This window comes from Novosphingobium sp. BL-S-32, from assembly GCF_056857055.1.
The window spans coordinates 1,991,643-2,004,754 of sequence record NZ_CM166476.1 but is presented as its reverse complement, the minus strand read 5'-3'; the positions used below and the strand labels follow the sequence as shown (position 1 = coordinate 2,004,754).

The window sequence follows — 13,112 nt, the reverse complement described above, 5'->3', positions numbered from 1 at the left end:
CAGGATAATCCCTGTGTTAGGGGCTTAGTTCTGCTGCCTCGGCACGTTGAAGGTGCCGGTAACCCGGCCGCCTGACGCTGACGACACGCCGCTGTTAAGGTCGATCACGAAGCGGCCGCTGCGCAGGGTATCGCCCGTGCCGCGCTTCAGCGTGGCATTGCCGACCATGGTGATGATGCGCTGGTTGACGTCGTAGATCGCGGTGTCGCCCGTTGCGGTCTGGTCCTGCCGGGTGACGATGACGTTGCCGCTGGCAGTCATGCGATTGACCTTCATCTGGCTCGCATTGGCCAGATCGATCACCGTACGGGCCGAGCGAATGCGCAGGTCCGTCTGGGTAATGTCGACATTGCCGGTGAGGACGACGCGATTCTGCCTGTCCTGCATCTCGATGCGGTCGGCACCGAAATTGACGGGCGCGTTGCTGTCGTGCCCGCCGGTCAGGGACTGCGCACCAAGCTGCTGGGAAGCGGCAAAGATGGCGAGGCCGACGACGGGCAAGGCGACGGCGGTACGCAGGAGGCCGGGGCGAACGGTCATTGGGGGATCCTCAGCTGGCCGGGCGTGATTCGCATGCGCGCATTGCCTTCGAGCGTTACGGTACGGTTGTCCAGATCGGCATGCATCGAATTGGCGCTGAAGGTGCCGCTGGGACCGGCACCGGAAACGCCGCCCGAGGCGACTGCGGTCTTCTGCTTGATGTCGATGTCCACCTGCTTGGTGGTCATGTTGTAGCCGCCGGCGCCGTTGAAGTTCACCGGGCCAGAGACTTTCATGGTGTCTTCTTCGAAATTGTAAGCCCCGCGCGGTGCAGCGATCGTGGCCGGCCCGTCCTTCATGTTCATCTTCGCATTAAGGTCGAGCATTTCGACAACCGGGACATCGGGTGAATGCTGCACGGCGGTGCCCGCCGTGACGAGAAATTCCCGGCCCGCATTATCCTGTCCGCGATAGGCGGCATTGGCCACGGCGATGCGCTGGGTGGTCACGGCGACCTTGTTGCGGTCCAGCAGGAAGCTGATCTCGCCGCGCGGCGAGAGCGGCACCAGGATCATCACGGCCGCGACGACGCCGATGCCGGTGGGCAGCGCCTTGGCGAGGAAGCCAACCAGGCGATCATGCGAACCGCCGGGCGCGGCGAAGTGCCGGCGGCGATTGAGGATCTGGATGGCTTCTTCGGACATGCGCGCGTGCTCTCCGGCTTAAGGGTCAGGCGGCTTCGTGGCTGAAGATGTCGTGATCGGGCCACCCGGCCAGATCGAGCCGCGCGCGGGCGGGCAGGAAGTCGAAGCAGGCCTGCGCGATTTCGGTGCGGTTCTCCCGTGCAAGACGCACGACGAGAATCTCGTGCATGGCGTGGAGATAGCGCACGTCCGACGCCGCATAGTCCTTCTGCGCGTCGGTCAGTTCGGCCGCGCCCCAGTCGCTCGACTGCTGCTGCTTGGAGACTTCCTTGCCCAGCAGTTCGCGCACGAGGTCCTTGAGGCCGTGGCGATCGGTGTAAGTGCGGGTCAGCTTGCTGGCGATCTTGGTGCAGAACACCGGCGCGGCAGTGACGCCGAGGTAGTGCTCGATCGCGGCAAGATCGAATCGCGCGAAGTGATAGAGCTTGAGCCGGGCCGGATCGGCCAGCACCGCTTTCAGATTCGGCGCGTCAAAAGCGCTGCCCGGCGCAAAGCGGACGAGGTGCTCGTCTCCCTTGCCGTCGGAAATCTGGACCACGCAAAGGCGGTCGCGCGGGGTGATCAAGCCCATCGTCTCGGTGTCGACGGCAACGGGTCCCGGCGCAAGCACGCCTTCGGGGAGATCTTCTTCGTGGAGATAGACAGCCATGGTCCGGAAATGCTTAGGGACTGGGCCAGGTTTTCGCAATGGTCGGATGCCCTTGCGGGCCCCGATAGCGAACAATTCGGGAGTAGCGCAGCGATGGAAGCAGCAGAAGCCATGCAGGGCGTACCCCCATCCTGGCAAGCCGCGCTCACGCCGGTGCTGGAGACGCCCGAGTCGCGGCGACTGGGCGGCTGGCTGAAAGCCGAGGAAACGGCGGGCAAAATCATCTATCCCCCGCGCGGATCACGTCTGCGCGCGCTGGAACTGACGCCGCTGGACGAAGTGCGCGTGGTGATCCTGGGGCAGGACCCTTATCACGGTCCGGGGCAGGCGCATGGGCTGGCGTTTTCAGTGATGGAGGGCGTGAAAGTGCCGCCCTCGCTGGTGAATATCTACAAGGAACTGGCAACCGACTGCGGCGTCACGGCGCCGGGCCATGGCAATCTGGAGCATTGGGCGCGGCAGGGCGTGTTGCTGCTCAACAATGCGCTGACGGTCGAAGCCGCGCAGGCCGGTTCGCACCAGAATCGTGGCTGGGAGGCGATCACCGATGCGGCGGTGGCGGCCGTTGCCGCCAAGTCGGAACCGTGTGTGTTCCTGCTCTGGGGCAGCCACGCCAAGAAAAAGGCGATGCGCGTACCCGGGTTATCCTCCAGCCACCATCTGGTGCTGACTGCCCCGCACCCGAGCCCGTTGTCGGCCTATGCCGGCTTCTTCGGCTGCCGCCACTTCAGCCGCGCCAATGAATTCCTCGAAGCCCAGGGGCGTGGGCGGATCGACTGGTAAACGCTGATGGGGGGATGGTCAGGCGGATAGGCCAGCGACCGCCTCATCCATCTCGTAGTGGTGCATGGAGCCGCCGGTGGTCACATCGCCGAAAGCGGCGCGGAAGCGGCCAAAACTGTCCAGCTTGCGCGCGGCGATATGCGCGTCCATCGAAGTCCAGACTACATTGAAGGTGAAGCGCGAGGGATTTTCCACGCCGCGCCCGAAGCGAATGGACACCACGCCTTCGCAGGCAGCGAGTTCGGGAACGCCGGTTTCACGCATGGCCTTGGCGAAGGTATCTTCCGCTCCGGGGCGAACGTCGATTTCGGCGATTTCCAGCAACATCTTGTCTCTCCCGTAATCGCCGGAATTTCGGCGCGGGCATCGTGCAGGTCAAGCATTGGCCTATCGCCAGAGCGTCTTCACATTAAGCGACGACGCACTGGTCATTGATCCCGCATTTTCCGGGTCATTGACCGAGAACGATGGAAACGAAAAGGGCGCCCGGTGAGGGGCGCCCTTTCCTGATTGCGATGCCGCGTCCGCTTAGCGTGGCAGGTCGGAAACGCCCATCAGCGCTTCGTCCACCGCGCGGGCGCACTGGCGGCCTTCGCGGATGGCCCAGACCACCAGCGACTGACCGCGCCGCATGTCGCCGCAGGACCAGATGGCCGGGTCGCTGGTGCGGTAATCGGCCATCGTCGCCTTGACGTTGCCGCGCGGGTCCAGTTCGACGCCCGACTGATCGAGCATGCCGGCCTTGCGCGGGCCGACGAAGCCCATGGCGAGGAAGATCAGGTCGGCCTGGAGCGTGAACTCGCTGCCTTCCACTTCCTGCATCTTGCCGTCCTTCCACTCGACGCGGACGCATTCGAGGCCGGTGACGTCATTCTCGCCGACGACGCGCTTGGTCAGCACGGCCCAGTCACGCTCGCAGCCTTCCTCGTGGCTCGAGGAGGTGCGCAGCTTGAGCGGCCAGTTCGGCCAGGACATCGCCTTGTTCTCGTGAACCGGCGGCTTGGGCATGATTTCCAGCTGCGTGACCGAAGCCGCGCCCTGGCGGTTGGAGGTGCCGACGCAGTCCGAACCGGTATCGCCGCCGCCGATGACGATGACGTGCTTGCCGGTGGCCGAGAGCGTGCCGCGCGGCGCGGCGCGCAGTTCGTCATCACCCGCGTTGCGCTTGTTCTGCTGGGTCAGGAATTCCATCGCGAAGCGCACGCCGGGCAGTTCGAAGCCGGGGATGTTCAGCGGACGGGGATCTTCGGCGCCGCCCGCGAAGACCACGGCGTCGAAGTTTTCCTTCAGCGAAGCCACCGAAACCGTCACGCCGACTTCGACCGAGGTGCGGAACTCCACGCCTTCGGCCATCATCTGCACCATGCGGCGGTTGATGAGGTGCTTCTCCATCTTGAAGTCGGGAATGCCGTACCGCATCAGCCCGCCGACGCGGTCGTTCTTTTCGAACACCGTCACCGAGTGGCCGGCGCGGGCCAGCTGCTGGGCAGCGGCCAGACCTGCCGGGCCCGAACCCACGACCGCCACTGACTTGCCGGTGCGCTTGGCGGCGACCTTCGGCGTGATCCAGCCTTCGGCCCAGCCCTTGTCGACGATCGCGCATTCGATCGACTTGATGGTGACCGGCTGGTCGATGATGTTCAGCGTGCAGGCCGCCTCGCACGGGGCGGGGCAGATGCGGCCGGTGAACTCGGGGAAGTTGTTGGTCGAGTGGAGGACTTCCAGCGCGTTGCGGAAGTCATCCTCGTAGACCAGGTGGTTCCAGTCCGGGATGATGTTGTTGACCGGACAGCCGGTGTGGCAGTGCGGCACGCCGCAGTTCATGCAGCGCGATGCCTGAGCCTTCAGCGTCTCGGCCGGGAGCGGAACGACGAACTCCTTGTAGTTCTTCAGTCGCTCGGCCTTGTCGCCGTACGTGCGGTCCTGGCGGTCCAGTTCGAGGAAGCCGGTTTCCTTGCCCATTTCTATTACCTTCGAATTATTCTGCGGCCACCGAAGCGGCTTCAAGCCGCTCGGCCTCGAGTTGGCGGAGTGCCTTGGCGTAGTCGCGCGGCATCACCTTGACGAACTTGGAGACGGTCGTCGCCCAGTCGTCGAGCAGCGCACGGGCCCGCTTGGAGCCGGTGTGCAGGTGGTGCCGTTCGAGCAGTACGCGCAGGCGTTCCGCGTCGTGGCGCAGCATGTCGCCCATGCCGAGGTCGGTGACGCCGTTGGTCCGCTGCTGCGGACGGCCGGCACCGTCTTCCTCGTCGGCTTCGGCCGAGAACTTCACGAGATCGACCATGGCGGGATTGCACAGCTTTTCGAACTGGCCGTCCTCGTCATAGACGTAGGCAACGCCGCCCGACATGCCCGCCGCGAAGTTGCGGCCGGTCTTGCCGAGGACGGTCACCACGCCGCCGGTCATGTACTCGCAGCCATGATCGCCGCAGCCTTCGACCACCGTGACGGCGCCCGAGTTGCGCACCGCGAAGCGTTCGCCGGCGACGCCGTTGAAGAACGCCTCGCCCGAGATCGCGCCGTAAAGCACGGTATTGCCGACGATGATGTTCTGCAGCGGATCGCGGTTCACGTGGCCCGGCTGGCGGACGATCACGCGGCCACCCGACAGACCCTTGCCGACATAGTCGTTGCCGTCGCCGGTCAGGTCGAGCGTGACGCCGTGGGCAAGCCAGGCGCCGAAGCTCTGGCCGGCAACGCCGGTGAGCTTCACGTTGATCGTGTTGTCCGGCAGGCCGGCATGGCCGTAGCGACGGGCGACTTCACCCGAAAGCATGGCGCCGACGGTGCGGTTGACGTTGATCACCGGCTTTTCGATCCGAACCGGCTCACGCTTGTCCAGCGCGTCGGCGGCGGCTTCGATCAGCACGTTGTCCAGCGCATGCTCCAGACCGTGGTCCTGCGTCTGGCTCCAGTTGAGCGAGGGGCTGTCGCCCAGCGGGGCCTGATAGAGCACCTTGGACAGATCGACGCCCTTGGCCTTCCAGTGGGTGATCGCCTTCTTCATGTCGAGACGGTCGACGCGGCCGACCATCTCCGCGATCGTGCGGAAGCCCAGCTCCGCCATGATCGCGCGCAGCTCTTCGGCCACGAAGAAGAAGTAATTGATCACGTGTTCCGGCTGGCCGGTGAAGCGCGCGCGCAGCACCGGGTTCTGGGTGGCGACGCCGACCGGGCAGGTGTTTAGGTGACACTTGCGCATCATGATGCAGCCGGCCGCGATCAGCGGGGCAGTGGCGAAGCCGAACTCGTCGGCGCCGAGCAGCGCCGCGATGGCCACGTCACGCCCGGTGCGCAGACCGCCGTCGGCCTGAACCACAACGCGGCTGCGCAGGTTGTTGAGCAGCAGCGTCTGCTGAGTTTCGGCAAGGCCGATTTCCCAAGGCGAACCCGCGTGCGTCAGCGAGGTCAGCGGCGAAGCGCCGGTGCCGCCTTCGTAGCCCGAGATCGTGATGTGGTCGGCACGCGCCTTGGAGACACCTGCAGCCACCGTGCCGACACCTACCTCGGACACCAGCTTCACCGAGACTCGCGACGTGGGGTTCACGTTCTTGAGGTCGTGGATGAGCTGCGCGATGTCCTCGATCGAGTAGATGTCGTGGTGCGGCGGCGGCGAGATCAGGCCGACGCCCGGCGTCGAGTGACGCGTCGCGCCGATCGTCTTGTCGACCTTGTCGCCGGGCAGCTGGCCGCCTTCGCCGGGCTTGGCGCCCTGGGCCATCTTGATCTGGATGTCGTCGGCGTTGACGAGGTACTCGGTGGTGACGCCGAAGCGGCCCGAGGCAACCTGCTTGATCGACGAACGCATCGAATCGCCGTTCGGCAGCGGCTTGAAGCGGCTGGGATCCTCGCCGCCTTCACCGGTGTTCGACTTGCCGCCGATGCGGTTCATGGCGAGCGCCAGCGTGGTGTGCGCCTCCCACGAAATCGAGCCGTAGCTCATCGCGCCGGTGGCGAAACGCTTGACGATATCGGCGGCCGATTCGACCTCTTCGAGCGGCACCGAAGCACCGGGCACGAAGTCCATCAGCCCGCGGATGGTCAGCAGGCGGCTGGACTGGTCGTTGATCGACTGCGCGAACTCGCGGTACTTTTCGGGCACATTGCCGCGCACCGCGTGCTGGAGCGCGCCGATGTTCTCCGAAGACCAGGCGTGTTCCTCACCGCGCACGCGCGAGCCGTAGATGCCGCCCACGTCGAGCATGTTCGCGTAGATCGGATCGTCGCCATAGGCCGTGGCATGGCGGCGGACGGTCTCTTCCGCGATCTCGGTCAGGCCGGCGCCTTCGATGGTGGTGGCGGTGCCGGTGAAGTACTTGTCCACGAAGGCGGTCGACAGGCCGACTGCGTCGAAGATCTGCGCGCCGCAGTACGACTGGTAGGTCGAGATGCCCATCTTGGACATGACCTTACGGATACCCTTGCCGATCGCGTAGATGTAGTTCTTGCGCGCCTTTTCGGCAGTTACCGGCAGGTTCTTGCGAGTGCGGATTTCCTCGATCGTCTCGAAGGCGACGTAAGGGTTGATCGCTTCCGCGCCGAAGCCTGCCAGCACGCAGAAGTGGTGCACTTCACGCGCTTCGCCGGTTTCCACGACAAGGCCGGTCTGCATGCGCAGGCCCTGGCGGACGAGGTGATGGTGGACGGCAGCCGTCGCCAGCAGCGCCGGCATCGGGATGCGGTCCGGACCCTGTGCACGGTCGGACAGAATCAGGATGTTCTTGTCCGCCAGCACCGCCTCGGTGGCCGCCCAGCACATTTCCTTGATCGCCATCTCCAGACCGGTGGCGCCGGCAGAGGCGTCCCAGGTCATGTCGATGGTCTCGGTGCGGAAGGCGCCGTCGAGCGCGGCTTCGACCGAGCGGATCTTGGCCAGATCCTCATCGGTGAGGATCGGCTGGCTGACTTCCAGACGCTTGTGCGAACCGGCGTCATGACCCAGCAGGTTCGGGCGCGGGCCGATCATCGAGACGAGGCTCATGACCAGTTCCTCGCGGATCGGGTCGATCGGCGGGTTGGTGACCTGCGCGAAGTTCTGCTTGAAGTAGTCGTAGAGCAGGCGCGAACGGTTCGACAGCACCGGGATCGGCGTGTCGGTGCCCATCGAGCCGAGCGGATCGTCCGCGTCCACGGCCATCGGTTCGAGGAAGCGCGAGGTGTCTTCCTGCGTGTAGCCGAAGGCCTGCTGGCGATCGAGCAAGGTGCCGGTCGGTTCCGGAAGCTGGGCCAGTTCGGGTTCGATCACGTCGAGGTCGGCGAGGTTGTACTGCGCCATCTCAAGCCACTTCTCGTAAGGCTCTTCGCCTGCGAGCTGGTTCTTGATTTCCTCGTCCTCGATGATGCGACCTTCTTCGAAGTCGATCAGCAGCATGCGGCCGGGCTGGAGGCGCCACTTGCGGACGATGTTGTCTTCCTTGATCGGAAGCACGCCCGATTCCGACGCCATGACGCAGAGATCATCGTCGGTGACGAGGAAGCGCGCGGGGCGAAGTCCGTTGCGGTCCAGCGTGGCGCCGATTTGGCGGCCATCGGTGAAGGCCACGGCGGCCGGGCCGTCCCACGGCTCCATCAGCGCGGCGTGATACTCGTAGAACGCGCGGCGTTCCGGGGTCATCAGCGGGTTGCCCGCCCATGCCTCGGGGATGAGCATCATCATCGCGTGGCTCAGCGAGTAACCGCCGGCCAGCAGCAGTTCCAGCGCGTTGTCGAGGCACGCGGTGTCCGACTGGCCGTGTGGGATCAGCGGCCACATCTTGTCGAGATCGGCGCCCAGCAGCTCCGATTCCATGGTGCGGCGGCGGGCGTTCATCCAGTTCACGTTGCCGCGAACCGTGTTGATCTCACCGTTGTGCGCCATGAAGCGGAACGGGTGCGCCAGCTTCCAGCTGGGGAAGGTGTTGGTCGAGAACCGCTGGTGGACGAGGCCGAGCGCCGAGACGAACTCGGGATTGCGCAGATCGTCGTAGAACGAGCCGACCTGGGTCGCCAGCAGCAGGCCCTTGTAGACGATCGTGCGGGTCGAGAAGCTGGGCATGTAGAGCTCGGTGAGCCCCGGCATGTTGTGCTTTTCGGCCATGGCCGTCAGCGGGTTCTGCGTCTGCTTGCGGATCGCCAGGATCTTGCGCTCGAACGCGTCCTGATCGGCGCAGTTCTCGCCGCGGCCGACGAAGCACTGGCGGATCACCGGCATCGATTCGAGCACGGTCTTGCCAAGGCCGTCAAGAGTCACCGGCACGTCGCGCCAGCCGATCAGCGACTGGCCTTCCTTGGCCACGAACTTTTCGAAGGTCTGCGTGATCAGGTCACGGCAGGCGGTGTCCTGCGGCAGGAAGCACATGGCAACGGCATAGTCGCCCGGCTGCGGCAGTTCGACGCCGGCGCTCTTCGCCCAGCTGCGGAACAGCCCATCGGGAAGCTGAGTCAGGATTCCCGCGCCGTCACCCAGCAAGGGATCGGCGCCCACCGCACCGCGGTGGTCAATATTTTTAAGGATTTCCAGTGCCTGGGTAATAATGGCGTGGCTTTTGTTACCTTTGATATGAGCGACAAAGCCCACACCACAAGCATCGTGTTCATTACGCGCATCATAAAGGCCCTGGGGCTTAGGAAATCCCATCGATAAAACCCATCCTGTCGTTGTCCGGGGTTCGCACCATGCGCCTCGCTCTGGCGCGCGCGAATCGCACGCGGCCAAAATCCGCCATGGTGTCCCCTAGCGCCCCCATGACGATTACGGCCTCGATTTGCAACCGCGAAGGCGCAAGTCTGCGAAGATTTAGTGCGTTGACACGGTAAAAATGGGAATTTTGTTGTCCGTTTCGGATGCGCAGAAGGCGGAAACGGGCGTGCGATGTCGCGCCGATCGCGGGAAATGATCGCCGAGAAGACTTTTTGAGGCTCGGGCAGATCTTTGCGCTGCACTGCGATGGCCGCGAATGCGCATGCTTGCCCGGGGTTCGAGGACGAATCCGGCCCCGGATAACCCTTCCGTCGCCGGGAAGGGGGCCGCCTTGCGGGTAATGTTCAAAATCGACGGGGCGCTGTCAGAGCGCCCCGCGTGGGTCGAGGCGAACGGGAATACGCCCCGTCAGGCGGCCCCGCTCATCCGTTGCAGCGTGGCGAGTGCGGCGCGCAGGGCCTTTTCGGTCTCGGCGGGATCGGGGCGGCCGGGGGGATCGAACAGGCGGGCGCCGGGGAGCTGCGGCGCAGCGAATGCCGTCGCGGCATCATAGGGCGCGGGATCATGGGAGGCAGCGAAGCCATCCTCCACGATGGGTGCCTCGGAAAGCACGGCGGGCGCGTGTTCATCGAAGCGGGCGAAGGTCGTTCCGTCGTCCGCAAGATCGCCATCCAAAAGGGCGGCGCTTTCGTCTTCAAGGCTGATGAGCGCTTCGCGGGGCGCGGCCCGGCGCTGGAGGCTCAGGAGCGAGGAATAGCCTTCATCCAGGACGCCTTCCTCGACCATGTCCGCGCCATCGTCGGCGAAATCGTCGTCTTCGGCAAGGTTCACGCAGACTTCGTCCTCTTCGTCCCCGTCGTCGGTCCCGGGGAGGAAGTCGTGGCCGCTGGCGAGGCGGGCCATCGGGCGGTCGGACGGATTCTCGTCAGCAGCCCCCTCGGGGGCGGCGGGCATGACGATGTGGCGCGGCGGGATATAGCCCGGCACGGCGTCATCCTCGTCGAAAGCCGTGATGCCAACGGGACGCAGCGCCGCGGGGATTCGTACGGGCGCGAAGGCCCTGGGCTCGGAGGCCTCGGGCTCGACAACCTCGGGCTCGGTGACTTGCGCCGTGTCGGCGTGTGTCCAGTGACCGGTGCCGAAGGGGATTTCGGATTCATCGAGATCGCGCGGAGAAAGGTCCTCGATCGGCTGGACCGGTTCATCATCGGCTCCGGCCGCCGCTGCATAGTCGGCGCGCACGCCGTAAGGCGGCGGAGCGAAGGGCGCCGGTGCGAAAGGCGGGGGCGGCGCGAACTGGGCAGTCGAGGCAAGCGACGCGAAGCGCGGGAGCATGGGCGCGGCAGGGGGCGTCGGATCCTCGAACGCGGTTTCCGGCTCATCTTGCGCGGGAGCCTGCGTGGCGGGGGAGGGCACGACCGAAAGCGGCGCCGCCTGGACAAGCGCGCGTTTGCGGCGCTGCTCTTCCATGGCCAGCGCGAGGCGCTCCAACAGCTCTACGTGCGAGAGATCGTCCAGAGGAGCGGCAATGATGCGGTCGGCGCTTGCCGAGACGGGGGCAGGGGCTGCCTCGGTGGTCTCGGCTGCCAGCGGTGCTTCCTCGATGTCGTCCTGGACGGCGTCATCGATCGGGGCGGATTGTTGCGGGGTTTCGGTTTCGTACGCCGAAGGCGCGAACGATTCGCGTGCGCGGGCATAGGCCTCGAAGAGGCTGGCTGCGGGAGCTTCCGCTTCCGCGTCCTCTTCGTCGTCGTCATCCTGTGCATGTTCGGGATCGGCCCACGCCGCCGGCGAGAACGCATCGGCAAGGTGCGGAAAGGCCTGGGCTTCTTCCTCGTCCGCGCAGGGCGGCGTGGCTGTCTCGGCGGCGTAAGCCGCCAGACGGGACGCAAAATCGTCGTGCTCCTGCGCGGCGCTTTCGTGTTCGTCAGCCGGATGGACGATCGCTTCAGGCTCGGCCGGCGCCGCGACGGGGGCGGGCGGCGCATAGTCGTCGAGATCGGAGAGTTGGAGGATGGCCGTCGCGGCGGTGACCGGTTCGGGTTCCTCGGGCACTTCGACAGGTGCGACGAAGCTGCGGCGACGGCCGGGAAGGCGCGCGGCGGCAGGCGCTTCCTTGACGGTTTCCTCGAACGCGCCGGTCAGATCGTGCATCGGCTCGCTCTGGGAGGCTTTGGGTGCGGCAAGGCGCCGTCCGAGCACGACGCCGACAAGGCCGCCGATTCCGGTCATTCCCAGGGCAACCAGTAGCCGGGCGGTCACGCCAAGCGGCGGCGCGGCCATCGGGATTGCCTTGGCAAGGCCGGTCGCTTCCACCAGCCGCTCGATTGCGGCCGTGCCCAGCGCCATGCTGCCAAGCCCGCACAGCGCCGCGAACCACAAGGCAACAATCGCCGGGAAAAGCGGATGGCGCGTGATCGGCTGCATGCCATTTCCGTCCCGCTGCGGGCCGCGTTCCTGTTTCGCCACCTTCTTCACCTCTGCTGATCCCGGTCGAACGCCGCTGCCCGGTCAGGCAGCGGCATCGAGTCCGTTTTGAACCTTATCGACTGGCAGTATTTGGTAAACGTCTCGATAACGGCGCACATTGCGCGCCCAGTCGTGGCGGGCGCCGACATGGTCGTGTCCGGCCGCGCGCAGGCGTTCCCAGCCGTCACGATCGGCAAGCAAGTCGGCCAAGGCCTTGGCGCAGGCGGCGGGATCGTCGGGTGCGAAGAGCGTGGCGGTCACGCCGTGCTCCACCAGTTCCCGGTGCCCGCCGACGCTGCTCGCCGCTACCAGTTTGTCCTGCGACATGGCCTCCAGTGGCTTCAGCGGTGTGACGAGATCGGTGAGTCGGCTGCGTTTGCGAGGATAGGCCATGACGTCGCAGAGCGCATAATACCGCTCGACCTCATGGTGCGGGACGCGGCCGATGAAGCGGATTGCATGCGCGGCGCTGGAAGCCTCCGCCTGTTCGCGCAGTGCCGCCTCGCGGGGCCCGCCGCCGACCAGCAGTAGCCGCGCATCGGGTTGACGTTCGAGCAGCAGCGGCATGGCGGCGATCAGGTCGTCGAGACCTTCGTAATCGTAAAAGCTGCCGATGAAGCCGATCACCGGGCAGGGGCGGCCATCCACCTCGAAGCCCAGTTCGCGGGCCAGCGATCCGTCGCGCACTGCCGGTTCGCCGAACAGCGTGAGATCGACTCCGTTGGGTACCACGGTGATTTTTCCGGGCGGCGTCCCGCGCGCGACAAGATCGGCGCGCAGTCCCTCGCAGATCGTCACTACGGCGTCGGCCTTGGCGACGACGCGGCTCTCCAGCGCGCGAATCAGGCGGTACTTGGGCGAGCCCTCGGTGCCGGTGCCGTTGCCCACGGCGGCATCTTCCCAGAAGGCGCGGATCTCGTAGACGCAGCGGATGCCATGGCGGCGCGCCACGCGCAGCGCGGCAGTGCCGCAGAGCGCGGGCGAATGGGCATGAATGACGTCGGGCCGCCATTCGCGCACGGCAGCCTCGATCCCGCGCTCGAACAGCGCGATTTCGCGCCATTCGCGCCAGAGCGGTGGGCCACTCGCCGTGCCGGGGCTGCGGTGGAAGGTGAGGTCGTCGAACCGCTCGCGGGCCTCTGCGCCGGCGTGGTAGCGCGGGCCGGTCACCCCGCGCACTTCCCATCCCATTGCGTCCTGCGCTTTCAGGATCGCGCGGGTGCGGAAGGTGTAGCCACTGTGCAGCGGCAGCGAGTGGTCGAGGACGTGGAGAACCCGGGTCATGACCGGAATGCCTAACGAAGAACGCTTAACGCCCCGTCAACCCGGCGCTGCTAGCGCTTTCGGT

General features: G+C 65.8%; 9 protein-coding genes. 1 reads left to right on the top strand and 8 read right to left on the bottom strand.

What is annotated here, in order from left to right; all coding sequences use genetic code 11:
* Positions 1–24: 24 nt before the first annotated feature.
* Genes AC1VVK_RS09195 through AC1VVK_RS09185 form a run of 3 tightly spaced genes read right to left on the bottom strand, consistent with a single transcriptional unit; the run spans position 25 to position 1,833 of the window.
* The gene (locus tag AC1VVK_RS09195) at positions 25–540 is read right to left on the bottom strand and encodes an LptA/OstA family protein (protein ID WP_132389705.1); all 516 of its coding nucleotides are present in this window, start codon (positions 538–540) and stop codon (positions 25–27) included.
* Positions 537–1,184, bottom strand: a complete 648-nt coding sequence (lptC, locus tag AC1VVK_RS09190; RefSeq protein ID WP_132389707.1) for an LPS export ABC transporter periplasmic protein LptC — start codon at positions 1,182–1,184, stop codon at positions 537–539. The genes AC1VVK_RS09195 and lptC overlap by 4 nt, the downstream gene beginning before the upstream one ends.
* A gap of 25 nt (positions 1,185–1,209) precedes the next feature.
* Entirely contained in the window at positions 1,210–1,833 is a 624-nt protein-coding gene (locus tag AC1VVK_RS09185) for a ribonuclease D (protein WP_132389709.1), read from the bottom strand.
* Positions 1,834–1,926: 93 nt separating this feature from the next.
* On the opposite strand from AC1VVK_RS09185, the gene ung reads away from it, so the two are divergent.
* Positions 1,927–2,616, top strand: coding sequence for a uracil-DNA glycosylase (gene ung, locus AC1VVK_RS09180; protein ID WP_132389711.1), 690 nt, complete (start codon positions 1,927–1,929; stop codon positions 2,614–2,616).
* Positions 2,617–2,634: 18 nt separating this feature from the next.
* Here ung and AC1VVK_RS09175 read toward each other — a convergent pair whose 3' ends face one another.
* From AC1VVK_RS09175 to AC1VVK_RS09155, 5 genes are all read right to left on the bottom strand, one after another.
* Complete coding sequence (locus AC1VVK_RS09175; RefSeq protein ID WP_132389713.1) at positions 2,635–2,943, bottom strand: putative quinol monooxygenase; 309 nt, start codon at positions 2,941–2,943, stop codon at positions 2,635–2,637.
* A 201-nt stretch (positions 2,944–3,144) separates the two neighbouring features.
* On the bottom strand, positions 3,145–4,578 hold the full coding sequence (locus AC1VVK_RS09170) for a glutamate synthase subunit beta (protein ID WP_482902752.1): 1,434 nt from the start codon (positions 4,576–4,578) through the stop codon (positions 3,145–3,147).
* A 16-nt stretch (positions 4,579–4,594) separates the two neighbouring features.
* Positions 4,595–9,232, bottom strand: coding sequence for a glutamate synthase large subunit (gltB, locus tag AC1VVK_RS09165; RefSeq protein ID WP_482902751.1), 4,638 nt, complete (start codon positions 9,230–9,232; stop codon positions 4,595–4,597).
* A 471-nt stretch (positions 9,233–9,703) separates the two neighbouring features.
* Complete coding sequence (locus AC1VVK_RS09160) at positions 9,704–11,764, bottom strand: hypothetical protein (protein ID WP_482902750.1); 2,061 nt, start codon at positions 11,762–11,764, stop codon at positions 9,704–9,706.
* A gap of 42 nt (positions 11,765–11,806) precedes the next feature.
* Positions 11,807–13,048 carry a TIGR04063 family PEP-CTERM/XrtA system glycosyltransferase gene (locus tag AC1VVK_RS09155; protein ID WP_482902749.1) on the bottom strand — a complete coding sequence of 414 codons (1,242 nt, stop codon included), beginning with the start codon at positions 13,046–13,048 and terminating at the stop codon, positions 11,807–11,809.
* Positions 13,049–13,112: the final 64 nt, after the last annotated feature.